Source organism: Polycladidibacter stylochi (assembly GCF_001562055.1).
Taxonomy (GTDB): Bacteria; Pseudomonadota; Alphaproteobacteria; order Rhizobiales; family Stappiaceae; genus Pseudovibrio; species Pseudovibrio stylochi.
The window spans coordinates 23892-48899 of record NZ_LLWE01000021.1; the positions used below are offsets into that span (position 1 = coordinate 23892).

22 protein-coding genes and 1 pseudogene are annotated in these 25008 nt (G+C 46.4%); 15 read left to right on the plus strand and 8 right to left on the minus strand.

All coding sequences use genetic code 11. The annotated features are described in order from the left end of the window. Nucleotides 1-2: 2 nt before the first annotated feature. Nucleotides 3-1610, minus strand: a complete 1608-nt coding sequence (locus tag AYK67_RS06265) for a carboxyl transferase domain-containing protein (RefSeq protein ID WP_068083879.1) — start codon at nt 1608-1610, stop codon at nt 3-5. After that, complete coding sequence (locus AYK67_RS06270) at nt 1610-2758, minus strand: isovaleryl-CoA dehydrogenase (RefSeq protein WP_476641863.1); 1149 nt, start codon at nt 2756-2758, stop codon at nt 1610-1612. The genes AYK67_RS06265 and AYK67_RS06270 overlap by 1 nt, the downstream gene beginning before the upstream one ends. Before the next feature lie 182 nt (nt 2759-2940). Between AYK67_RS06270 and AYK67_RS06275 the strand changes: the two genes are divergently transcribed. The 6 genes from AYK67_RS06275 to AYK67_RS06300 all read left to right on the plus strand — a co-directional run bounded on the left by AYK67_RS06275 (nt 2941) and on the right by AYK67_RS06300 (nt 9444). Continuing rightward, on the plus strand, nt 2941-3540 hold the full coding sequence (locus AYK67_RS06275; RefSeq protein WP_068083884.1) for a TetR/AcrR family transcriptional regulator: 600 nt from the start codon (nt 2941-2943) through the stop codon (nt 3538-3540). A 145-nt stretch (nt 3541-3685) separates the two neighbouring features. After that, a complete protein-coding gene (locus AYK67_RS06280; RefSeq protein WP_068083886.1) occupies nt 3686-4726 on the plus strand; it encodes a cytochrome-c peroxidase in 1041 nt (346 codons plus the stop codon). Nucleotides 4727-5421: 695 nt separating this feature from the next. Then, on the plus strand, nt 5422-6819 hold the full coding sequence (locus AYK67_RS06285; RefSeq protein ID WP_068083927.1) for a tryptophanase: 1398 nt from the start codon (nt 5422-5424) through the stop codon (nt 6817-6819). An 86-nt stretch (nt 6820-6905) separates the two neighbouring features. Next, nucleotides 6906-8183: a tryptophan permease gene (mtr, locus tag AYK67_RS06290; protein WP_068083888.1), complete on the plus strand. Its 1278-nt coding sequence runs from the start codon at nt 6906-6908 to the stop codon at nt 8181-8183. 14 nt (nt 8184-8197) lie between these two features. After that, complete coding sequence (gene pdxY / locus AYK67_RS06295; protein WP_068083891.1) at nt 8198-9052, plus strand: pyridoxal kinase PdxY; 855 nt, start codon at nt 8198-8200, stop codon at nt 9050-9052. Between the two features lie 8 nt (nt 9053-9060). Next, complete coding sequence (locus AYK67_RS06300; protein ID WP_068083894.1) at nt 9061-9444, plus strand: Rid family detoxifying hydrolase; 384 nt, start codon at nt 9061-9063, stop codon at nt 9442-9444. A 41-nt stretch (nt 9445-9485) separates the two neighbouring features. Here AYK67_RS06300 and amt read toward each other — a convergent pair whose 3' ends face one another. Then, nucleotides 9486-11921 (minus strand): ammonium transporter, encoded by a 2436-nt coding sequence (gene amt, locus AYK67_RS06305; RefSeq protein ID WP_068083895.1) that lies wholly within the window; start codon nt 11919-11921, stop codon nt 9486-9488. A gap of 265 nt (nt 11922-12186) precedes the next feature. After that, nucleotides 12187-12891, minus strand: coding sequence for an FCD domain-containing protein (locus AYK67_RS06310; protein ID WP_068083896.1), 705 nt, complete (start codon nt 12889-12891; stop codon nt 12187-12189). A 432-nt stretch (nt 12892-13323) separates the two neighbouring features. Here AYK67_RS06310 and AYK67_RS06315 point away from each other — a divergent pair, with 432 nt between their 5' ends. From AYK67_RS06315 to AYK67_RS06340, 6 genes are all read left to right on the plus strand, one after another. Next, nucleotides 13324-14316, plus strand: coding sequence for a Bug family tripartite tricarboxylate transporter substrate binding protein (locus AYK67_RS06315; protein WP_068083898.1), 993 nt, complete (start codon nt 13324-13326; stop codon nt 14314-14316). Between the two features lie 194 nt (nt 14317-14510). After that, nucleotides 14511-14981, plus strand: a complete 471-nt coding sequence (locus tag AYK67_RS06320) for a tripartite tricarboxylate transporter TctB family protein (RefSeq protein WP_068083900.1) — start codon at nt 14511-14513, stop codon at nt 14979-14981. A gap of 32 nt (nt 14982-15013) precedes the next feature. Continuing rightward, complete coding sequence (locus AYK67_RS06325; RefSeq protein ID WP_068083902.1) at nt 15014-16519, plus strand: tripartite tricarboxylate transporter permease; 1506 nt, start codon at nt 15014-15016, stop codon at nt 16517-16519. Between the two features lie 489 nt (nt 16520-17008). After that, entirely contained in the window at nt 17009-18166 is a 1158-nt protein-coding gene (locus AYK67_RS06330; protein WP_068083904.1) for a porin, read from the plus strand. Nucleotides 18167-18605: 439 nt separating this feature from the next. Next, on the plus strand, nt 18606-19673 hold the full coding sequence (locus AYK67_RS06335) for a porin (RefSeq protein ID WP_068083906.1): 1068 nt from the start codon (nt 18606-18608) through the stop codon (nt 19671-19673). Nucleotides 19674-20612: 939 nt separating this feature from the next. After that, a complete protein-coding gene (locus tag AYK67_RS06340) occupies nt 20613-21770 on the plus strand; it encodes a porin (RefSeq protein WP_068083908.1) in 1158 nt (385 codons plus the stop codon). Between the two features lie 249 nt (nt 21771-22019). On the opposite strand, the gene AYK67_RS17110 is transcribed toward AYK67_RS06340, so the two are convergent. Then, nucleotides 22020-22184: a hypothetical protein gene (locus tag AYK67_RS17110; protein WP_156453077.1), complete on the minus strand. Its 165-nt coding sequence runs from the start codon at nt 22182-22184 to the stop codon at nt 22020-22022. A 360-nt stretch (nt 22185-22544) separates the two neighbouring features. On the opposite strand from AYK67_RS17110, the pseudogene AYK67_RS17350 reads away from it, so the two are divergent. Both AYK67_RS17350 and AYK67_RS17115 read left to right on the plus strand, forming a co-directional pair. Continuing rightward, nucleotides 22545-22769, plus strand: a pseudogene (locus tag AYK67_RS17350) (IS630 transposase-related protein); the annotation flags it as partial. Nucleotides 22770-22791: 22 nt separating this feature from the next. Beyond that, nucleotides 22792-22980, plus strand: coding sequence for a hypothetical protein (locus AYK67_RS17115; RefSeq protein ID WP_068083914.1), 189 nt, complete (start codon nt 22792-22794; stop codon nt 22978-22980). 249 nt (nt 22981-23229) lie between these two features. Here the strand turns inward: AYK67_RS17115 and AYK67_RS17120 are convergent, their stop codons facing one another. Both AYK67_RS17120 and AYK67_RS17765 read right to left on the minus strand, forming a co-directional pair. Further along, entirely contained in the window at nt 23230-23496 is a 267-nt protein-coding gene (locus tag AYK67_RS17120) for a hypothetical protein (protein ID WP_068083915.1), read from the minus strand. Continuing rightward, on the minus strand, nt 23403-23750 hold the full coding sequence (locus AYK67_RS17765) for a DDE-type integrase/transposase/recombinase (protein WP_162265088.1): 348 nt from the start codon (nt 23748-23750) through the stop codon (nt 23403-23405). Before AYK67_RS17765 ends, AYK67_RS17120 begins: the two co-directional genes overlap by 94 nt. A 719-nt stretch (nt 23751-24469) precedes the next feature. Here AYK67_RS17765 and AYK67_RS17130 point away from each other — a divergent pair. Continuing rightward, complete coding sequence (locus AYK67_RS17130; protein ID WP_156453079.1) at nt 24470-24676, plus strand: hypothetical protein; 207 nt, start codon at nt 24470-24472, stop codon at nt 24674-24676. 148 nt (nt 24677-24824) lie between these two features. Here AYK67_RS17130 and AYK67_RS17355 read toward each other — a convergent pair. Beyond that, on the minus strand, nt 24825-25008 hold a 184-nt coding region (locus tag AYK67_RS17355), incomplete at its 5' end, for a hypothetical protein (protein WP_206597508.1).

A 25008-nucleotide genomic window follows, 5' to 3' on the forward strand; every position in this document is an offset into this window, starting at 1 on the left:
TCCTACATTCTGAATACGCCAAAGCGCGTCTCTTCAATGGGGGCATTCAGGCAAGCGGCTAAGGATAGGCCAAGCACCTCGCGCGTTTTGCGCGGGTCGATCACCCCGTCATCCCACAGGCGGGCGGAGGCATAAAGCGGATGCCCTTGCTCTTCAAACTGCGTCACTATCGGGGCCTTGAAGGCCTCTTCATCTGCGGCGCTCCACGTGCCGCCCTTGCGCTCGATACCATCGCGGCGCACAGTTGCCAGCACGCCGGCTGCCTGTGCCCCGCCCATGACAGAAATGCGTGAATTCGGCCATGTCCATAAAAAGCGCGGCGAGTACGCCCGCCCGCACATGCCATAATTGCCTGCGCCAAACGAGCCGCCAATGATTACAGTGAGTTTGGGAACTTTGGCGCAGGCCACCGCTGTCACCAGCTTGGCGCCATCCTTGGCGATACCGCCCGCCTCGTATTTTTGGCCCACCATGAAACCGGTGATGTTTTGTAGGAAAATCAACGGGATTTTCCGCTGGCAACACAGCTCGACAAAATGTGCACCTTTCAAGGCGGCCTCGGAAAATAGAATGCCGTTATTGGCGATTATGCCTACTGGCATGCCATTGAGATGCGCAAAGCCCGTAACCAGCGTGGTGCCATAGCGGGCTTTAAATTCGTCAAAACGGGAGCCGTCGGTAATACGGGCAATCACCTCGCGTACATCATAGGGGGTTTTCAAGTCGGCTGGGACAACACCCAGCAGCTCTGCGGGGTCGTAGAGCGGCTCTTCCACCTTGCGCCTTGCCAATTGCGCGGGCTTTGTTCGGTTCAAATTACGCAGGGCTTGCCGAGCAAGGGCTAGGGCATGGGCATCGTCCCGCGCCAAAACATCCGCGACACCGGAGAGGCGCGTATGGACATCGCCGCCGCCGAGATCTTCCGCGCTCACCACTTCGCCCGTGGCCGCTTTCACCAGTGGCGGACCGGCAAGGAAGATTGTTCCCTGTTCGCGCACGATAATGGTTTCATCGCACATGGCGGGCACATAGGCACCACCTGCGGTGCATGAACCCATCACCACCGCAATCTGGGCGATGCCCTCGGCTGACATGGTGGCTTGATTAAAGAAGATACGGCCAAAATGCTCTTTGTCTGGAAATACCTCGTCTTGCTGAGGCAGATTTGCCCCGCCAGAATCCACTAGGTAGATACAGGGCAGGCGGTTTTCCCGCGCAATTTCTTGCGCCCGCAAATGCTTCTTGACGGAGAGCGGGAAGTAGGTGCCGCCTTTAACTGTGGCATCATTGGCCAGCACCATGCATTCTTGGCCTTCGATGCGGCCGATGCCAGCAATCATCCCTGCGGCGGGACACGCGCCCTCATACATGCCATGGGCTGCAAACTGCCCCACCTCCAAAAACGGCGAGCCGGGGTCGAGTAGCCGCGCCACCCGCTCGCGCGGCAGTATCTTGCCGCGCCCTTCGTGCCGGTTGCGTGCTTCTGCGCCGCCGCCTGCCACTGCCAGAGCGCTGGCATTTTCTACCTGCGCCAGCGCGGCCAAATGTGCCGCTTCATTTGCCGCGTAGTCGGGCGATGCAGCGCCTAGGGTGGATCGGAGCGCACTCATTACGCGGTTTCCTTGAAGAGCTCGCGCCCGATGAGCATGCGGCGAATTTCCGAGGTGCCCGCGCCGATCTCATAAAGCTTGGCATCTCGCACAAGGCGGCCTGTTGGATACTCGTTGATATAACCATTGCCGCCAAGGCTTTGCAGTGCCTCAAGTGCCACCTGCGTTGCTTTCTCGGCTGAGTATAATATGCAGCCAGCCGCGTCCTTACGCGTTGTCTCACCGCGATCACATGCCTGTGCCACTGCATAAACATAGGCGCGGCAAGCATTGGTGGTGGCGTACATATCGGCGATTTTGCCTTGCATCAGCTGAAATTCGCCTATGGCTTGGTCAAATTGCTTGCGCTCGTGAATGTAAGGCATCACCACATCCAGCGCCGCCGCCATAATGCCGAGTGGCCCGCCGGAAAGCACCACGCGCTCATAATCAAGGCCCGACATCAGCACCCGCACGCCGCCGCCCAGTTGGCCCAGAACATTTTCTTCCGGCACCATGCAATCTTCAAACACCAGCTCGCAAGTATTGGAGCCGCGCATGCCCAACTTGTCGAGCTTCTGCGCTGTCGAAAACCCGGCAAACCCGCGCTCGATAATAAAGGCTGTGATGCCACGCGACCCGGCCTCGGGATCGGTTTTGGCGTAAACCACCAGCGTGTGCGCATCCGGCCCGTTGGTGATCCACATTTTGTTGCCATTCAAAACGTAATGATCGCCGCGTTTTTCTGCCCGTAGCCGCATGCCAACAACGTCTGATCCCGCTCCCGGTTCTGACATGGCCAGCGCGCCAATATGTTCGCCGCTGCATAGTTTAGGTAGATACTTTGCTTTCTGCTCGGGCGTGCCATGCCGGTTGATCTGGTTCACGCACAAATTTGAATGCGCCCCGTACGATAGACCGATTGAAGCCGAGGCACGGGAAATCTCCTCTACCGCCACCACATGGGCCAGATACCCCATGCCAGAGCCGCCATAGGCAGGATCGGCGGTGACCCCCAGCAGGCCAAGTTCTCCCAACTGCGGCCATAAATCTGCAGCAAACGTGTTGGTCGCATCAATCTGCGCAGCCCGTGGTGCCAACTTCTCTTGCGCCCATCGCTGCGTCATCTCGCGTAGGGCATCAATCTCTTCGCCCAATCCAAAATTCAAACTATTGCTGAACATCTCAAGAAGGCCTCCCGCTTTAACGCCACAGCCGGGCGTAACCGCCAATACAAATAACTGGTAATTAAACGAACGTACGTTTGAATATATAATGCAAAACAGTTAAGCTGCAATCAAACCTTGGAATAGGTCTGCGCGAAAACGAATGGGTATTTGAGAGTAGGAATATGGCTAGAACCAAAGGTTCCATAGGCAAGGACACACAGGCGGCCATTTGGCAAACCGCAAAAAAACTGATCGTAGCACACGGCTTTGAAGCGATGACGCTGCGCCAGCTGGCGCGAGAAGTAGGGCTGCAACCTGCTTCGATCTACCGCTATATCAATAGCAAAGATGAGCTGCTGCAAAGCCTGATGCTAGAGCATATGGGCCAACTACTCACTGCTTGTCAAAAGGCTGTGCCTCAACATGCCACCGCCTCGCAGAAGCTGAAAGCGTTTGTCGCCTTCCATATCCGCTACCATATCGAGCGCCGCGCGGATGTCATCCTTGCAAACTTGGAGCTACGCTCCATGCAGGGCGAAGCCCGCGCCCAAGTGGTTACCAAGCGCCGCACCTATGAAGAGCAGCTCATCGCCATACTCGAGCACGGGCGAAATGAAGGGGCATTCGCCATCGAGGAGTTGGAAGTCGCGGCCTACGCCATTCTTGCCATGCTGACGGGTGTTTGTTTTTGGTACAATGCGGAGGGTCGCCTTTCGATCGAACAAATCATTGCTGAGCATCAGGCACTTGTCATGCAAGGCGTGGCACGTACGGCGTTATAGTACGTTATACGGCAGAGTTATATTTTAGTAAAAACGTAGTTTAAAATAATTCTAAGCAATAATACTTCATTTGATATATATCAGTGAGGAAGCTGAGAATAATTCTAGTCTTTTCCAATGGGGCAGAACCTCCTGGGAGAGAGTGATGAAACATCAATTTATTGCATCAGTATTTCTATTATTTGGTACGCAAGTTGCAACAGCATCTGAGCTACTTGAAGAAGCGATCGTTAACTTTAAGCCATTGCCATCCACCATACCGACAGTGCAGGGGCAAAGGATTACAGAAGAAAAAATAGAGCTTGGTAAAGCATTGTTTTTTGACCCAAGATTATCCGCCTCGGGCGTATTTAGCTGTAATTCTTGTCATAACCTTGCCACAGGCGGCGATGATAACTTGGAAACCTCCATAGGCCACGGTTGGCAAAAAGGCCCACGCAATGCGCCAACGGTTTTAAATGCAGTTTTCAATACTGCGCAATTTTGGGATGGGCGGGCACCAGATTTAGCAGAACAGGCCAAGGGCCCAATTCAGGCCTCTGTTGAAATGGCAAACACACCGGAAAATACAGTAGCAACTCTTAAAAGTATGCCGCAGTATGTTGAATGGTTTAAAAAAGCCTTCCCCGATCAAAAAGAGCCAGTCACATTTAATAATCTTGCACTATCTATTGAGGCTTTCGAGGCAACGCTCATCACACCGAGCCGGTTTGATGCATTCTTGAATGGTGATGTTGAAGCATTGAACGCGCAAGAGCAAAAAGGCTTGGCGCTGTTTATGGATAATGGTTGTGCAGCCTGTCACAACGACGTGAATTTGGGCGGGACTGGTTACTACCCCTTTGGTCTGGTGGAAAAGCCGGGAGCTGAAATTTTGCCCCCCAACGATAAAGGTAGATTCGCAGTAACTGAAACAGTTGACGATGAATATGTATTCCGCGCGGCCCCATTACGCAATATTGCAATAACGGCTCCATATTTCCATTCTGGCAAAGTTTGGAATTTAAAAACAGCTGTAGAGATCATGGCGGATTCGCAGTTAGGCACCTCTCTTAGTGATGACGAATCAGAGGCGATTGTTGCGTTCTTGCATACACTAACCGGCAAGCAACCACAGGTTACCATCCCTGAACTTCCTGCGGAAACAGCAACAACGCCAAAACCTGTTTCACAGATTTTGCCATGAGCAATTTATGTCACCAAATATGAGAGTACCTTTGGTGCATAACTACAAAAAATGACAGGATTTCAACTGTTAACTATGTGATTTGAATGCGCCCTTGCCATTAAAACGCTAAGGGCGCATTAGAAATTTTAACTAACTACAACCCATGCAAGAAACTCTGATATTTTTTCCCGTTGACAAATGCAAAAAAATGGCGATAGATTTGCTTTGTAACACTTCGGAAACTTAAGTAATAGTTTTACGAAGACTGATGAGGATATCACCATGAGCCGGTCTCTTCTGGTTCCAGTACATAACGCTCCAGCGTTTACAAAATGGTATAATCGCGACGTCATGCTCGCCTACGATTTCCCTCGCGCCTAATCCTGCAAGGAATTATAATCCTGTAATCTACTGAAATAACATATAAATTGTTATTACTAGCATGCCATTGGGAGATGGTGGGTGGTCGGTAGATAACATAATCATGCAGCCAAACTCTCAAAAAGAATCAATCAATAGCTGGTCTATAGCATGGCATAAACATTTATTCGTTTAAGCCTCAATAGTACTCTATTGTCTATTTCAGTTTTGTAATGCTGAAATTTAGAGAGTTTGAAGCGAGATTAAAGATAAATAAAAGTAGAACCCAAGTAATTCTGTGTCTTTAGATTCAGTCTGTGGGAGAGCTACGTCAAGTAAATTGGATGAAAATCATGAAACGTATTCCAGAGCCATTCCGCATTAAAATGGTCGAGCCAATCAAAATGACCAGCTTTGAAGACCGTCAAAAAGCATTGGAAGCCGCTGGTTACAACCCGTTCCTGCTTAAAAGCGATGATGTTTATATCGATCTGCTCACTGACAGTGGCACCGGTGCCATGAGTGATAACCAGTGGGCTGGCTTGATGATGGGCGATGAAGCCTATGCCGGGAGCCGCAACTTCTACAACTTAAAAGCGGCCATGCAGCACTTCTTTGGCTACGAGTATCTTATTCCAACCCATCAGGGGCGCGGTGCCGAGCAAATTCTGTTTCCATGCCTGATAAGGCGTATGAAAGAAGTGCGCGGCGGTGAAAATCCGGTATTTATCTCCAACTACCATTTCGACACCACCGCAGCCCATGTGGAGCTGAATGGTGCCAAAGCCATAAATGTTGTGACAGAGAAGGCCTTCGACACCACAACCTATTACGATTGGAAAGGTGATTTCGACCTCGAAAAGCTCGAAGCGACAATCAAAGAACATGGCGCGAAAAACGTTGCCGCCATTGTCACCACCGTCACCTGTAATTCATCCGGCGGTCAGCCAATTTCCATGGCGAATATGTGTGCTGTCTATGAAATCGCGCAGAAAAACGACATTCCGGTGGTCATCGATTCCGCCCGCTATTGCGAAAATGCCTACTTCATTAAGAAGCGCGAGCAAGGCTACGCCGATAAGTCCATAACTGACATTATCCGTGAAATGTACTCTTATGGCGATATGCTCACCATGTCCGCCAAAAAAGACCCCATGGTCAACATCGGCGGCATGTGCGCCATTCGCGAAAAAACCGAGTTGTTCCAGGCGGTGCAAACCCTTTGTGTGCCACTGGAAGGTTTTGTCACCTATGGTGGTCTGGCTGGGCGCGATATGGAAGCACTGGCGCGTGGTCTCTACGAAGGTGCCGATGAGCACCACTTACACTACCGCATTTCGCAGGTTGAGTACTTGGGTGAAAGGCTGCGGGCAGGCGGTGTGCCTATCCAGTATCCGACAGGTGGTCACGCCGTGTTTGTTGATGCAAGGAAAATCCTGCCGCATATACCAGGCGACCAGTTCCCCGCGCAAGCACTTTGTAATGCGCTCTATCTGGAATCCGGTGTGCGTGCGGTGGAAATCGGTTCCTTCTTGTTAGGCCGCGACCCAGCTACGGGCATACAAAAGGAATCGCCACTTGAGTTAATGCGTCTCACCATTCCGCGGCGTGTTTACACCAACGACCACATGGATTACATCGCAGATGCATTGATTGAAGTGGCTAAAAACGCGAGCTCGATCAAGGGGTTTGATTTTGACTATGAACCGCCCGTTCTGCGTCACTTCACGGCTCGCCTCAAACCACTCTAATTTGAGCAGGGGAGACGGTGGGACGTCTCCCCTTTTTTTGATGCTAGCAAACTAGCACCTGCCTCACTTCATGGGAGCGAAGTAAGATGGCTGAAACTATTGAAACTGGAAATATTTCGCAAGGTAAAGATAAGGTCTCACCTTCATTTATCGGGGGGGCAATGATAATTGCCGGCACAGCAGTCGGGGCGGGCATGTTCTCTGTACCCACAGTCAGTGCCGGAATGTGGAGCATTTGGGCAATCATTGCTTTGGTATTCACTTGGTTTTGCATGTTGCATTCGGGGCTGATGATTTTGGAAACCAACCTTAATTATCCTGTTGGTTCCAGCTTTGACACTATGGTAAAGGACACGCTTGGCAATGCGTGGAATATCGTCAACAACCTTTCGGTAGCGTTTGTCGGTTATATCCTTTGTTATGCTTATATCTCTGGCGGCGGCTCTATTGTTAGCCATACACTTACCGCCACCATTGGCTTTGCCCCGCAGCCAATGATTTCAGGCCTGATATTTGCCTTGGGTTTGGCATTTTTTGTCTGGTGGTCCACCAAAGCGGTAGATCGCATCACCACAATTATGCTGGGCGGTATGATCATCACCTTCTTCATGTCGGTCACCGGCTACACATTAAATGTGAGTGCAACTAAGTTCTTTGATAGCGACAGTAATATGGGTTTGTTTTCATACTTCCCGTTCCTGTTTGCAGCATTACCCTTCTGCCTGGCCTCTTTTGGCTACCACCATAATGTACCCAGCTTGATGAAGTACTACGGTAAAAAACCGCAGGTCATCACCAAATGCCTTGTAACCGGTACAGTCATTGCGCTGCTGCTCTATCTGTTCTGGCTACTGGCAACACTGGGGAATATCTCGCGGCCAGACTTTATTCCGGTTATCGAAAAAGGCGGCAATATCGGCGTTCTTGTGGCGGCCCTAAGTGAAACCGTCAGTAGCGCTACAACATCCAACCTGCTATCCGCATTTGGGAACATGGCGGTTGCCAGCTCGTTCCTTGGCGTATCGTTGGGCCTGTTTGACTTTTTGGCAGACTTGCTGAAGTTTGATGATAGCCGACAGGGTAGGGGTAAAACAGCGCTTGTTACATTCCTGCCACCGCTTATTGGCGGTATCTTCTTCCCTGATGGCTTTATTATGGCTATTGGTTTCGCAGGTCTTGCCGCAACAGTTTGGGCCGCTATTGTGCCAGCATTAATGGTGCGTCAAAGCCGGAAGAAATTCGCAGGCCAAACCTACAGGGTCTGGGGTGGCGACGCCTTGGTCTTCACTGTTGTAGGCTTTGGTCTACTCATTGCTATTAGTCATATTCTCGGCATGTTGCATATGCTGCCGGTCTATCCATAACACGAGGCACGCACATGAAAGGCGTTCTTTCCATCCAGTCACATGTCACCTACGGTCATGCCGGCAACAGCTGTGCGGTATTTCCAATGCAGCGCAGCGGTCTGGAAGTCTGGCCTATTTATACGGTTCAGTTTTCCAATCACACCCAGTATCCGCAGGGTTGGACAGGCCGCGCCATGAGCGGCGATGAAATCCGTGAAGTGTTCAATGGCTTGTGCAAGTTAGAATGCCTTTCAGACATTAAAGCCATCGTTACCGGATATCTTGGGGCACCAGGGCACAGCGAAGTTATCGCAGATATTGTAAAAGAAGTGAAACAACACAATCCAGATTGCCTGTTCGTCTGTGACCCGGTTATGGGTGATCCGGCAAAAGGTTGTATTGTCTCCGATGGCGTGGCAGAGAACCTTATCGATATTCTGCTACCCATGGCAGATGTTATTGTCCCCAATCAGTATGAGTTGACCCAGTTCACTGGGGTAGAAATCAACTCCCTACAAGATGTGAAAGCAGCCTGCACCAAAGCGCATGGCAAAGGGCCGCAAACCATCGTGGCTAAGCATTTGCACAGCTTGTCTGACCAAGCCTTTTCCATGGCACTTTCAAATGGCGGCGAATATTATCTAGCGCAACGCCCGCACTTGCCGTTCGAGCGGCAACCGGTTGGTGTTGGCGATCTTATTTCTGCGTTATACACCGCAGGTGTGCTGAACGAAAAAACACCACAACAAGCCTTTGAGCATCTTAACAATGCAGTTTATGGTGTCTTGAAAGCAACAAAAGCGCAAGGTGAATGGGAGCTACAAACCATTGCAGCTCAAGAAGAGCTGGTTGCGCCAACCGCGTCATATAAACTTGAAAAATTCTAGGAGGCATCATGAGCGCAATTACAACAGATAAAGCCCCGGCTGCCATCGGTCCCTACGTACAGGGTATGAAAATGGGCAATCAGGTCATCACTTCTGGCCAATTGCCAATTGATGTGGCAACAGGTGAAATGCCAATCGATCCGGCCGAGCAGGCAACTCAGTCTCTCAATAACGCTCTGGCAATTATCGAAGCGGGTGGCCTGAGCGCGCAAGATGTGGTCAAAGCCACTGTATTCGTCAAAGACCTCAACCACTTTGGTGTCATCAATGAAGCCTATGCTGCATTCTTTGATAGTCATCAAGCAGGCTATCCAGCCCGTTCGTGTGTTGAAGTAGCGCGCCTGCCAAAAGATGCATTGGTCGAAATCGAACTCACTGCAGTTAAAAGCTAGGCGTATTAACGGGGCCAAATGCTGGCCCCGTTGCCTTTTCATTAAAACTTGTAGGAACCAATTGCTTGCGTGAGTGTGTCTGCGGCACGTTTCACATCACTGGAAACCTGATCAGTCCGCTGGGCATTTTGTGCAGTTACTTCAGCTTCACTATGAAAAGCCTCCATGGACATGTGCAATGCCTGCGCACCCGCAGCAGCTTCTTGGGCGCCACTGGCAATCTGCCTGCTATTGTCGCTGATCTGGTCAATGCTCTGGCTCACTTGCTGCGTGCTGGCAACGGATGAGATTAAACGCGAAGAAATTTCCTGAGCCGCATCATTTTGTGTGGTAGAAATTGAGCTGATTTGGCTCACGGCGTTATGCATGTCGCTTATAATCTCGGTTATGCTTCCGATAATTTCATTCACGTTTCCGCTGGAACACTGAATATTTTCAATTCTTTGCTGAATATCCTGCGTTGCTTTTGCGGTTTCCTCGGCCAATTGCTTTACTTCACTTGCAACAACCGAAAAACCTTTGCCTGCTTCACCAGCGCGTGCCGCTTCAATGGTGGCGTTCAAAGCAAGCAGATTGGTTTGGTTCGCAATCTTTTTGATTATCTCCACCACTTCACCAATACCGTCAGCTGCCATGCTGAGCGTTCCAACAGTTTCATTTGCTTGTGCCGTTAACTGGTCGGCATGTTGGGCAACGTTGGAAGCTTGTTCCGACCTATTCGCCACTTCACCAATAGAGGCTGTCAGCTCATGCAAAGCATCGCCCACCAGCTCCATGTTCTGTGAAAGAGTTGATGCACTCTGCGAAATACCACTGATTTCGCCATCAATAGATTGCAAGAGCTCACTCATACCATCCACCTCCTGCGCCATTGCTTGGTTACTGGCAGTGACATCACGAGATTGCTGCGACATCTCCTCGGCGCTGGAGGCAAGTACGCCACTAACCGAGCGCATATGGACCGAATGATCCTGCAGATTGTCGGAGGCGCTGTTTATTTGCCGCAGCAAGTGCTGTATGCGTTCAAGAAACGTATTGAACAAATAAGCAATTTCGGCAGCTTCATCGCCATTTTCCACCTGTAATCGCTTGGTCAAATCACCACTACCAAAAACGACATCTTCCAAGCGTTGTTGTAAAAGGCCAGTCCCAAGGCTTGCCTTATGCTCGGCTATATTCAAACCGACAACTTCTTGTTCCGCGCTCACACGTAATTTGAAAAAGCGATTGACGGCTAAGCACATGATATAGGCAACGCTAAATGAATAGAGGAAGATATAGACAACACCTTCCAACTGGATAATAAACTGATCCCAGTGAGAGCCCGATACCAGTAAGCTTTCATCGCCAACGAGTGCAAGCAATAGCGTGCCGACAGCACCGCTCACCCCATGCACAGGAACAGAGCCAATAACATCATCTATTTTAAGGTAATGCGTCATAATATAGCTGCTGAAATGCATCGCCAGTCCACTGGCCACACCAATTGTTATGGCTCCCCATGCATCCACCACATTACATCCAGCAGTAATACCAACCAATCCGGCAATGACCCCATTCAAAGCCTGATCGGGGTGGAAGTGTTGGGTTTTGATACGGTCCGCAATAATGGCAGCAGCGCCACCGAAAACCGATGAGAGAATCGTGTTGAATACGATAGGTGCAAAGTCAGAGTTACCAACTGTTGTTGAACCGCCGTTAAAACCGATCCAGCCAACCCACAATATAATTGTGCCAAGCGAGCTTAAAACAAGACTATGCCCTTCCATCGGGTTAACGGTGCCGGTTTTCCCATCATATCTACCAAGGCGTGGCCCTATGACAAGACAAGCTGCCAAAGCTACCCAGCCCCCGACGGAATGCACAACTGTTGAACCGGCAAAGTCCATGAAGCCGTGACGTATGAGGTAGGTATCGACTTCGGGGTTCAAAAGGTTACCCCAGGCCCAGTGCCCGACAACAGGGTATATAAAGAGCGCGATTATAATGGTGACTAAAATATAGCCGGTAAAGCGCATACGCTCGGCTACCGCGCCAGAAACAATTGTTCCGGCAGTACCGGCAAAGACGGCTTGAAAAACAAAGAAAGTATAAACCCAAGGATCGTCGGCGCTACGAAAAGCAGCTAGCGAACTGCTAAAACCAAACCAGTCGCCTATAGGGCTGCCAAACATAATGGCGAAACCTAAAAAATAAAAAACAGTAACGTTGATTATTAAATCAACAATGTTCTTTTGAGCGACACTAATTGAATTTTTTGAACGCACCTTGCCAGCTTCAAGCAGCAGAAAGCCACCTTGCATAAACAGCACTAAAGCAGCGGCGAGCATGGTCCAAATGTGATTCAGGCTATCTTGCTGCTCGGCAAACTTTGCCTCAACAGCGGCACTTAAAACACTTTCTGTTTCGGCAAAGCTATTAGTTGAGAATAAAAGAATGGTTAGTATTGTAATAAAGGTGAAACTTCTTCTTCGCATACATAACTTCCTAACTAGTTACTAGCTAGAACATCAGGATAGAAACAGTGTTTCAAATAGACTAAAGTATAATAGCCCGTAATGTAAGACTATATTTATGGGGTAAGCAAAAATATCAGCCATTAAAAGCCTAGTAATATTGAATAGTTAGGGTTCTATGACTAATTACTAAGCACACAATGCATTAATAGTTATCATTCTATGTAAATGTAGCCTGTGCATATGCGATTGGGATCAGAAATGTTTTAGAATCCTGTCGTATTAGTTAATAAAATTCATCATTATTAATATTATCAAATGAAATCCATTGGACCTCCGCACGCTCAAGATGATTCCGCATGGCTAGGTCAGTTTGTTCCGCATCACCAGTACGGATGGCGTCAAGAACTTTTATATGCCCATCAAGGCTCTCTCTATTATGGGAAATAATATTCTCTTCTTGTATGCCACGCCGCGCAACCAGCCAGCCCATGGCTGTCCGGTGCACACTAACTAAAAGTGCATTACCAGACATTTGTGAGAGATAGCAATGAAACGCTATATCTAATTCACTAAACCTTTCGCGGCTATGAATATTTTTTTCGGACCTATCAATTACTTCTGTAAGGTAGGCAATGTCTTCATCGGTAGCATTATCAGCAGCTTCTCTAGCCAAACTACGTTCTAATAAAATTCGTGCTTCATTGAAATTATGCAATCCTTTGGGGGTTCTAAGTAAATTAGTAACCATTCTATCAAAACCACGAAACATAACCGATGTATCTTGCTCAATTACGAGTGGTCTTTCACCCCGCCGTATTTGCAAATGACCTTTTTGTTGTAGGGATGCAAGTGCTTCACGAATTGATGGGCGACCTACTTGAAACTGTTCCATTAATGTGCGTTCAGATGGTAATCGGTCTCCCGGTTTAAAAAATCCTTCATTTAGTAAGCGCGTTATTTCTTTTTCTATGAGCTCCGAAAGTCGCATAATTCTATCACCTATTACTTATGTTGTTAGAGGGCGTTATTTATTCGAAGTTGTTTCTGTCAATGATCTGTTGATTTTCTAGCAAAAAAAATCTTCTTCTTTCATTTTATATCCTTACTCTAGGGTAAAAGGTATGCGCAATCAATATGATGCATTTTTTAAACATAAGGTTTGACAAAACTGGTATAACAACCTTACAAAATATTACCGATAATATAATAAAAAATATTGTTCGGTGTGAAAAAAATAATAAGTAAGTACTGGGAGAGAGTAAATCTAACTTTATGCGTAAATTATAAATAGATAAAAATTCACGGATGTTATTTATTCCTACACATCGGTTGATGTTTGTGTTGTGTAAATAGTCATTTAATGCATAAATTTACGTATAGTTGATTGACTTGAAACTTACTTGATATTGGAGGATTACTAGTGAAATTATCCGGTCTCAATAAGCTATCAAAAGTGATTGCGGTTGCGTCACTCTCAGCAATGGCAGCAGTTGGAATTGCATCGTCAGCACAAGCAAAATATCCTGATAAACCAATAACAATAATAGTACCATGGGGTGCTGGTGGTGGTACAGATACAACGGCACGTATCATTGGCAAGCTAATGCAGGAAAAATTGGGTGTTCCTGTGAACGTTGTGAATCGTACGGGAGGGCAGGGTGTTATCGGGCATACTGAAATTGCTAAAGCTAAGCCCGATGGATGTACACTTGGAATTATTACTGCTGAAATAACTATGATGCATTGGCAGGGACTAACTGACCTGACCTATAAGGATTATACGCCGCTTGGAAAAATGGTCGGTGTCGTAGGTGGTATAGAAGTCAAAAAGGGCTCAAAATTCAAAGATGCTAAATCATTATTTGACTACATTCGCGCCAATCCGGGTAAATTAACTGCCTCAGGTACAAGTTATGGCGGCATTTGGCATTTAAACATGCTCGGAATGCTCTCTTCTGCAGGATTAAAGCCTGATGCAGTACGTTGGGTGCCGGCAGAAGGTGCGGCGCCAGCTTTGCAAGAATTGGTTGCAAATGGTGTTGATTTCGCGACCACTTCAATTAATGAATCTGCGGCAATGATAGAGGCTGGTGAGGTGACTGGCTTAGCTGTTACCGGCCAAAAGCGTTCTGTTCACTTTCCTGACGTTCCAACTTTGAAGGAAGCGACTGGATACACCTGGAAAATCGGTTCATGGAACGGTTTGGTAGGTCCTAAGGGGCTGCCAAAGGTAGTTATGGATAAGCTCCTTCCTATCACTAAAGAAATTCAGGCAGACCCTGAGTTGAAGGACTTTGTGACAAAACGTAAATTGAACCTTTACGCTTTACCAGCCGACGAATGGTCATCCGAATTGGCCGTTGTTGATGCAGCAATTGGTAAAACAATGAAAGAGGCGGGGCTTATTAAGTAATATCTTCGGTTTAAGGAGGGGGCGATGCGCCTCCTCTGTTTATGCAATTTCTCCATAAAAAGCGCATATCGTTCTTTTTATTAAGAATATGCAATAGCCAAGATCAAGGTAGTTTGATTTTAGTGAAATGATATTGGGCTACCTTTAAAAAAGCAAAAAAATAACCTTTCGTGCGGTACTAGGCATATTTAGCCATGACAAATAAAGATCGAATTTGGGGCGCATTATTGGTAATGCTCTCGCTAGGATTGCTATATAAAACTAGTAGTTTTCCCTCTCTTCCTGGGCAGTTGGTGGGCGCGGGTACATTTCCAGAAGTAATTGCTACCCTTTTGGGTGTTTGTGGAATACTTCTCTTTTTCACTAAAGATAAAAAGAAATTTGATCAGCAGGTTATACCAAATGAAATTCAATTGCGTGTAGTAATTTCTTTAGTTTCACTGTTTGCAGTGCCATTATTCTGTAGTTTTTTCTCAAGTATCATTGGTTTTACTTTGTCAGCAGCGATACCCACTGGAGTTTTGATGATTTCCTTAAGAGGGGGCAAGTGGCTGCAATCAGTGTTTCTAAGTGCTTTGCTTACTTCGATTGTATTCGTTGTGTTTACAAAAGCGCTTTTGGTTCCGCTGGCCGATGGCCCATTGGGCACACCAATTGGCTTTTAATATAATCTTTCAATGATATTCGGAGATTTCCGATGGATGTATATGTTCAAGCCATGGAAATGGTTTTTCGACTAGATGTCTTTCTCACGCTTTTGGCCGGTGGTGCGTTTGGTCTTTTCATGGGGGCTATGCCAGGTTTAACCTCTACCATGGCTATGGCACTACTAGTTCCGGTTACATTTTTTCTCCCCCCTGTACCAGCTCTCGCATTAATGGTTGCCGCTAGCTCAATGGCAATTTTTTCAGGAGATCTACCTGGGGCACTAATGCGTATACCAGGAACACCGGCATCAGCTGCTTATTGCGAAGATACCTATTATCTCACAAAAACCGGTAGGGCTTCAATAGGTTTGGGGCTGGGCTTGGGGGCTTCTGTTGTGGGTGGTATGGCTGGTGCTCTCATATTATCACTAAGCGCACCATTGCTGGCTAAGGTGGCATTAAATTTTAGTTCCTACGAGTATTTTTGGCTGGCTTGTTTGGGGCTCACCTGTGCTACTTTGGTTTCGCAATCAACAGCCGTTAAAGGGCTCGTATCATTACTAATTGGCTTATTGGCTGCGACTGTTGGCTTGGATGCGACGACCGGGTTTCCGCGTTTCACCTTCGGCCTAACCGAGATGATGGGCGGCATTTCTTTTATTCCGGCAATGATTGGAATGTTTGCAGTTGCTGAGCTGATTTCGACCATTTTACGAAATGAGAAGCAAGCGACGGTGCCGCAATACGAAATGGGTTCCCTTTGGAAAGTAATTTCAACACGCATGTGGCATCATAAGGCAAATGCGGTAAGGGGTAGTTTAATCGGTACTTTGGTTGGTGCGCTGCCTGGTGCTGGCGCAGATATTGCGGCATGGGTTTCCTATGCAATTGCTAAGAAGTTATCAAAAAAAACGGAAGAATTTGGAAAAGGGACTGAAGAGGGGATTGTTGCGGCCTCATCCTCAAATAATTCCAGTATTGCAGGAGGCTGGATACCAACTCTTGTTTTCGGCATCCCAGGAGATTCTGGGGCTGCCATCATTATAGGTGTGCTATATTTGAAAGACTTGGCACCAGGGCCAACTCTATTTCTATATAAGCCTGAGGTTCTTTATGCTGTATTTGCAACCTTTTTTATAGCCAATATCCTGCTATTCTTAATGGGGACGGTAATGATAAAGCTGTCAAGTCATATACTCAAAGTGCCCTATGGTGTTTTAGCGCCGTGTATAATGATGTTTTGTGTTGTCGGGGCTTTTGCAATGAATAATAGCTACTTTGGTGTGGCTGTGATGATGGCAGCAGGCGTATTGGCGTGGTTTATGAAAGGTAATGGAATACCGGTTGCGCCGGCAATTCTGGGAATGGTTCTGGGTAATTTGCTAGAAAAAAATTTCTTAACATCAATGGTTAAGGCGAATGGTGACCCACTCTTGTTTTTCTCAAGACCAATATCGGCAGCTCTTGGTATTGTAACTATACTGATTTGGTGCTTGCAAATTTATAGCAGCTTTAAATCTGGCCGAAGGCATCAGCAGAATATAGGCAACCTATGATATGCCACCTCGAATAGAGTAGCTTCAAGCAAGCATTTAAATAGTAAGGGCGCTATCCGTTAGGATGGCGTCTTTTTTGTTTGAAGAGATTATACAGGAAGAGCAATACGTACTAGCATTAGAATTCAATAATATAAATAAAATTGATTAATTCCACATTGGCTTGATGTTTTTGATTTAGTGATTGTAATCACAATAATCAAAAAACCATTAGGTAAATCAAAATCTAAATCTTGCCAGCATTTTATTGTGTCGAAAATTTAGCATGATAAGTGTTGTAAAACAACAACATCGCCTTAAATCATCAGTATTGATTATAATTTACGACTATTCAACACAAATTATGATGAGTATTTATTATCTGTCAATTGCTTGTGATTCATCACTGATAACGATGATTCATAACGATAATTAATAAATGCGATTGCGCATGAGGTATGAGCCAGTTTGGGTAATAGCCGCTGGTTCCTATGAGTTGGGAATAGAATAATGAATGTAAAAGCTATCGCTTTGGCAGCAGCAGCAGCGGCTGCAGCTACTTCTGCAAATGCAGCAGACCTGCCTTCTGCAAATGCTGTTGACTATGTAAAAGCATGCGATGCCTACGGTTCTGGTTTCTTCGTAATGCCAGGTTCCGATACATGCTTGAAAGTTGGCGGCCGTGTACGTATCGAAGCACGTTTCAACAACTTCTCTGATGATGGTGTTTGGGGCGATAAAACTAAAAACAGCACCAACTTCTATGCACGTGGATATGCACGTTTGGATGCGCGTACTCAAAGCGAGCTTGGCCTAATCCGCTCTTACGCTTCTCTTTACATCACCGACACTTCAGATGGCAGCAGTTCAGCAACTCTTGAGTCTGGTTTTGTTCAAGTGGGCGGCTTCTTCGTTGGTCGTGATTACTCCCAGTTCGACCAATTCACTGGTTATGTAAATGGTGATGCTGTTCGTCGCGGTTATTCTGACCAAACAACATGGTCCGCAACATATACAGCTGACCTGGGTCAGGGCTTCACTGCAAAAATCGGTACTGAAGACGCAACCGACCGTGTTGTTGGTGTAGTTGACGCATCAGGTACTTTGACTGAAGCTGGTACACGTCTCCCAACCATTATGGGTGGTCTGAACTTTAACCAGGGTTGGGGTTCTGCAGCACTGTACGCAGCGGCTCAAGAGCTTCGTTCTATCGACGCAGGTGTTGATTCCACAGTTGGTTACGGTGTTCAGGCAACAGTTAAGTTGAACCTGGATATGCTGACACCCGGCTCTCAAGCTGTGTTCCAGGCAGCCTATGCTGATGGTGCGATGTCCTACATCGGTGCAGACCAGAAATATGATGCAGATGGTGCCGTTAGCGGTACAAAAATTGAAAAATCTAAAGGTTACACATTCGGCGGTGGTCTGAATATCAACCTGACAGATACAGTTTCAGCCCGCGGCGAAGGCACTTACATGTCTGTTAAAAACGACGTAACAGGCGATTACAAGCGCTACGCAACTGCAGGTTCCTTGGAATATGCAACAAGCGAAGGTCTTCGTTTGGCTGGCGTTGTTTCCTATGCCAACACAGACTTCTCTACCGATTCTGCTAATGTCGATACGAAAGATACCCGCTTCACATTCCGCGTGCAGCGTGACTTCTAAGTTGGGCACCCTCGCTTAACTGATTTCATGACAGTCTCATTTTCCGGCGGGTCCAAACCGCCGGAATTTTCGTTCACAGTTGTAGTTTCCCTTAGTGGAGGGGTTTTTCGTCGTAAATTTCATTAAAATTAAAGGGATTGCCAGCATTTTTATTTCTTGACCTAAGGTTTTCAGTAATTGTCACTGTGCCAATAATGACACAGAGCTGTTGTAGATCTGCAATTAATGAAAACTATTCAATGCATGCTCCTTGCAAAAAACAATCCTCTGATGCATCAAAGTCTCGTTGACGCGGTAGAGATACCAGCAAAGCCAACTCTTAGTTGTGCTTCGCTTTTGGTATTTCCCGTCAAACAGGGTTTAGAGAATTGAGGTCTGCTCCAACCAGACTTCAACGAAATTCTCTTTGAAAAATGAGACTCTTTGGAGGTCAGGAATTATGAACGCTAAGCTTATCGCTATGGCTGCAGCTACTGCTGCACTTGCAACTTCTGCTCAGGCAGCCGATCTTCCAGCAGCAGCTGGTCCAGTTGACTATGTTCAAGCATGTGACGCATTTGGCGCAGGCTTCTTCAAACTCCCAGGTAAAGACACCTGCATCCGTGTTGGTGGTCGTGTGCGTACACAGCTGGAATCAGGTGATCTGAAAAGCGACGCCAACAAATACGCTGGTTATGCAAAAGGTTATTTCCGTTTGACATCCATGACCGATTCCGAAATCGGCATGATCAAAACTTACTCCGAACTGTCTATCCTTCATGACTTTAACGGTGTTGAAGGTGCTGACGACGCTGGTGCTGAAGACGTTTACGTTCAAATCTCCAACAACATCGGCAGCTTCCTGATCGGTAAAACAACATCACAGTTTGATGGTTACACAGGTAGTGCAGCAGTTGGTATCATCGGTCGTAACTGGTCCGACACAGGCTTGATGCAGGTTTCTTACACAGCTTCCTTAGGCGCTGGTGTATCTGCAGCCGTTTCTGCAGAAGCTTCAGGCTACCGTGGTGGTGAAGACAACCGTGCCGACTTCGTTGGTAAATTGAAAATCGCACAGGGCTGGGGCTCTGCTCAAGTTGCTGGTGCATACCACGACGTTAAAGGCAGCGACGATGCAGGTTACGCTTTCGGCGGTAACGTAAACTTTGACTTGGGTACAGTAGGTGTTGAAGGCACTTCTGTTGTATTCCAGGCTCAGTATGCCAATAAAGCTATGAACTACCTTGGCTATGCGACTGCAGACGAAGCTAACCAGTCTGGTTATGCATTCTCAGCTGGTACCAATGTTGCTCTGACAGATACAGTTTCCTTCCAGTTGGACGGTTCTTACCTGAAAGTTGACAACAAATCCATCAAAGACGTAACACGTACAGCTATTGATGGTTCTATCTCCTGGACACCAGAAGCAAACATGCTGTTCGCTTTGGACGCAGGCTTTGCTAAAGAAAAAGCAGTTGCTACAACTGACTCTGCAAAAGTTGCAGCACGTGTACAGTACACTTTCTAATATTTAAGCAGCACAAGATGCTTATTTAAGAGCCCGGCCTGTATTGCAGGCCGGGTTTTTGCGTTTTTATGGTCCCATCAAAGGCTAGCAAAAGCCTAAATAATTCTTTTTATCGTAAAGCGTCCAATGTAAACGGTATTTACTTCATTTCTGTATGCAATAAATTGCAAAGATTATGAAAACTGGAGTGTTGCAGTATTCATCTGTTTTGCTGGGTTTAATTAGCTGCATTGCTGATGAGGCTGCTTGAGCAGCTAGAGCATCCAAAAATATTCATTAAAGTGAAAATATTTGCCTGCTCAAAAATGAAGCCTCCTTGTTAAGTGTAAGCTTGAAGTTAAGTGTAAGCTTGAATTCCTCAGGACCAAATTAAACGAAGAGCAAACTCTCTTCCTTGAATGCATCTTTGATGTTTCAATTCACCTATCAAGAGATAGCAAGAATTATCTTAAAACCTAACAAAACATGTGAGCGAAACAGACGCTTGAATGCCAAGTGGTCACATATGGCGCGTTTAACGACATAAATAGCGAAGAATCAAAAATCTAAATGCGATTGAAAATCTTATTTCACTAAATTCAATCAAATAAAAATCCACAACCTAAAATATACATGCATATAACATATAAATAATTAACAAGTTAAATTGTCATAACGTCATTTATAAAAATTGACGAAGCGTATAAAAAGAAAAATTAAGTATGTATAGAGTATAAATTAATCGATTTTATCTATACTATTGCAAATATAAATGTGATTAAAACGCAACAATACAACATTTCTGAAGTGATAATGACTATGGGTAAACTTAATTAGCTGTTTTAAACCCAATAAAACTCAGTAGTTATTAGCTGAAGCAAATTTGGTGCTCGCATCAATTCCTGCTCAGCGCAAAGCGAAGGCTTTGCAACAACCTATTAAGATTTTGGGATAAAATTCATGAACGCGAAAATTATCGCTATGGCTGCAGCTGCTGCAGCTGCTGCAACTTCTGCACAAGCTGCTGACCTTCCAACTGCTGCTGAGCCAGTAGACTACGTACAAGCATGTGACGCATTTGGCGCTGGCTTCTTCAAAATGCCAGGTAAAGACACCTGCATCAAAGTTCACGGCCGTATCCGTGCGGAAGTAAAGTCTGGCGATTTGGTTGACCCAACAGAATCCAAGGTTGACCGTGCGCGCCCGATGAAAACTTCTTACTACGTGAAGGGTTATGTTAAGCTGACCTCCATGACCGACACTGAAATCGGCATGATCAAAACTTATTCTGAAATTGTCACTAAATTTGACCAAGATTCTGCTAGCGAAGTAACAGCTGGCGATGCATACGTTCAGTTCTCTACTGGCGCTGGCGATTTCCAAATTGGTAAATTGGGTTCTAAGTTTGACGGCTTCACAGGTGCAGCAGCTGCTGGTGCTGTTGGCCGTAACTGGTCCGACACAGGCACTCTTCAAGCTTCTTATGCCGCTGATCTTGGCTATGGCCTGACAGCAGCTGTATCCGTTGAAGATTCTAGCTACCGTAAAGGTGCTGAAAATACTGTAGACGGTGTTGCAAACGTTAAGTTCACCCAAGGCTGGGGTTACGTACGTGCAGCTGGTGCACTTCATGCTTATGAAGACGAAGTAGAAGTACCAGGTACAGTAGATAAAGAAGGTGAAGACGCTAAAAACAAATACGGCTTTGCTGCTGCCGGTACTGTTGGTGTGAACCTTGACATGATTGGCCTTGCAGGTGGTGAAGTTACTTTCCAAGCTGCATATGCTAAGAGCGCAACATCCTACTTGGGCTATGACAGCAGCAATGAAATCGACAAAAACGAAACTAAAGGCTTCAACGTAAGCGGTGGTGTTAAACTGCCTGTTACTGAAGAAGTAACTATTGCTGCTGATGGTAGCTTCCTGAAACTTTCCGACAAAAACGACAAAGACACAAAGCGCTTTGCAGTCGACGGTTCTATTGCTTACTCCCCAGTGTCCGATCTCGTAATCGCACTTGACGGTGGTTTTGCTAAGACATCAGTTACACCAAAAGGTGGTAAAACTGGTGATACTAAAGAAGCAAAAGCAAAAGTACGCGTTCAGTACAGCTTCTAATATTGCTTAAAGTGGTCCGGCGCTCCGCGCCGGATCATTCTTAAAAATGTAGAGTCCTAATCAATAATCAAAAATAACAGCTGGCAAAAATACCCTACCAAAGCTTCGGCTGGTTTGCTTGGCATATATATGCTACAAGAATTCATAGATAGTGGATATTTCATAAATAATATGAATGTGTCGCAGATTACTTCAGGAACAGCAGTTAACTGTTAACCTGACATCCTGATTGAAGCTTTATCCTGACCTTCAATCAGTCTCAAGCCCGGCGGTTCCAACCCGTCGGGCTTCCCTGCTTAGGTCTACCCACTCTTGCCTTTCAGTATTATTATCTTGCGCCACACGGGTATTTTTGAGTGTTTTTTCCAGTTGCAGGATTGATCTTTCTTGGTTTACAACATATCCAGCAGCCATCAAGTACTTCCAGCATTCTTACAGGTTGAATAAGTTATATACTTGCCAGAGCGTCTATCAGCGCTTCAAATGTACGTGCTCCCAAGCGTCACTTTTGAGTTTTTAAAACGCCATCTCGACTGGGTTGAGATCTGGAGAATATGGCTAAACTCATAAAACTTGATTGCACTGTTTTCATGGCTACTCTGCTTCGTTTCGTTGTAATTTTCTCTCCAATCGTGAGAAGGAATGACTGTCAATCAGACAAGTTGCTAAGCGCTTTTGCATCGGTGTGGCCAATGTTACCCACTGGGTTGAAAAACCCGAGCCACAACTGCCTTGCAATAAGCCAGCTACAAAGATAGACCAGCCACCAAGTTAGAAATGAAAGCTCTTGCAGCAGATGTTCGCCTGTATCCCGATGCCTATCAATATGAGCGGGCCGCAAGGCGTGGTGTGAGCCCCAAGGGCATTGCCCACGCCCTGAAGCGTCTTGGTGTCAGTAATAAAAACCATTGCGCCATGCAAAGGCAAGCGAAGAAGAATAGCAAGCCTACCTTGAAAAGATCAGCGCCTATAAAAGCAAGGCGAACAATGTTTACATAGATGAAAGCGGCTTTGCACGCATATGCTGCGCACCTATGGGTATGCGCGCATTGGCGAGCGGTGTTTTGAGGTTCACAACTGGCAGGTTAGGGGCCGTGTGAATGCGATTGGTGCACTGGTGGGTGTAAACCCTCTGAGTATCGGGTTGTTTGAAGCGAATGTGAATGCGGACATCTTTACTGCCTGGATTGAACGGGAATTCCTCCCCTAACTACCCGGTGCCAGCGTGCTGATTATGGATAATGCAGCCTTTCATAAATGCGAGGACACAGGAAAGCTAATTGCCAAAGCGATCCGCAGGAAAACGGGCCAATCAGCAGATGATCTGTTTAAGCTGAATCAATCTATATGACGATAGCACTAAGTACTGCTAGTTGATCCTGGTGTCCCAGTTGAATTTCAAAACCATAACACTTGTCATATCCGTCCTCTTGTCAGGAACGACTGTTATCGGCATCCCCTACATGGTAATAATGGCTTTGACCTCGCGTACAAGGTGGGTACCCGATATTAAGGTATCGAAAGAAAGTGTCACAAATTCGCAGCAATAGCTATCAATCAATGCCAGATTGGACTGGCTTAAGATAAAGTGGAGTACCTGCTTTTCAGTATACTCGTTCCGCTTTTCAAGCATCATTGGCAATTGATCGCCCAATGCTGAGTGCCATCTGTTTGGACTATAAAAGCCCTCAATGTAAAGGCCAAGTGCTTTTTCCGTCTTGAACACGCTCTCCACTTTAGCGTGTCGGAACAGTTTCCTTTGCTGCTCATTGAAGCTGCTATCCCATGCTTCTTCATGAGCTTTTGATTAGCGCCGGAGCAATGCTGGCTCCCCTTGTCACTGTGATGGATAAAGTCCGTCAGGTTTGTACGTGTTGTTAGGGCACAGCCCATCGCCTCCATAGCAAGTCCCGTTTTCATACGGTTGCTGGTTGCCCAGTCGACAAAGCGGTGAGAGAGCACCTCTACGGCAATGGCCAAATACAGTCAGCTTTCCCCTTAAAATCTTGGGGATCTCATCAACACTGCTATTTCATGGCATGTCGTTGGTACTCATCCCGCCAGTCACCCTACCTACTGTATGCTTAAGTTCTTTTGTCTGCTTTGTTTCTTCTCTAAATCCTTTTTGATTTTTTGGGCTGCTATTCGTTTTGTCATGATCAAGCCGGTAATGCCTGCATTTGTGGTTAAAGTTTTCTGCTTGGTCCAATGTGTACTTCTTTGCAATATGTGCTTCTCTGTGGATGTTTGCTTTGGTGTTTTGTGTTTTGCTGGAGCTATCCTGCTTGTTTTTTAGTTTGGTCGCAATCCGTGCAATTTTGTTCCTCAAATGTTCCTATTTGTTCTTGCTTGGTGTTTATGTGGGGCTGGTGCTTTGGTTTTTGGGCGTGGTATTTGTGGGAGAGAACGGTTGCTTTTTTAGTTTTCTTATTGTGTTGGCTTGGTGTGTTTTTGGTCTGTTATTGGTACGAGGCTGATACGTTTTAGGTACGTTTTTGATATGGTGAGTGAGGGGGATAAGCTGCTTTGGTTTGGGGGCTTTGCGTTATTTATCCGCGTAAGGGCCTTGTGTGAGTGGTTATCGGTCTTAGTGAGCCTCTTTGTATTGGTTGCGGGGATATGTGTTTAGCTGGCTTATCAAGCCGGGGCAGGCTTTAGGCTTTTGCCTCTGCTTTAAAATAAGGAGCTCATCCCAATGTATGACAGTTGCGGTCCACTTTGTTAGTGTGCTTTTTTCCCGCTGGTTGCTTTTGGGCTGTGAGTGTCCAGCTGCGCTTTCTTTTTTGCCAGAGCTTGGCTTGCCTCGTGCTTTTCTTCGTTTTTCTCCTAAACGCTTCTGTGTTTTTTCTGGCCGCATGAAGTTTTCCGTGATTGTAATTACACAAAGGGTCTTCCACTTTTCTTGATGCAGCCACTCTTGTTTGTATCTTCACTTTCCTATGTATCCTTCGTTTTGTTTTTCCTGGCATCTCCTCTTCACTTCTGTCGCTCTTTTTTGCTGCTCACTCTTTGCTTGGTTATCTTTGGCCAGTCCATTTCTCGTTTGGAGCTCACTTATTTATTGATCTTTGCGCTTGGAGTTTGTCTGGTTGTTCGCTCTCCACTTTGTTTCTGTGTTTGAGTTTCCTCTCCCTCTGGCAGGCGTGGTTTTCGTTGTTTTGCTTGTGCTGTTGATTTTAGTAGTTTGTTAAGGATTGGTGGAAAAGAGGGTTGTTTATAATGGTTTAGTTGAATTGCT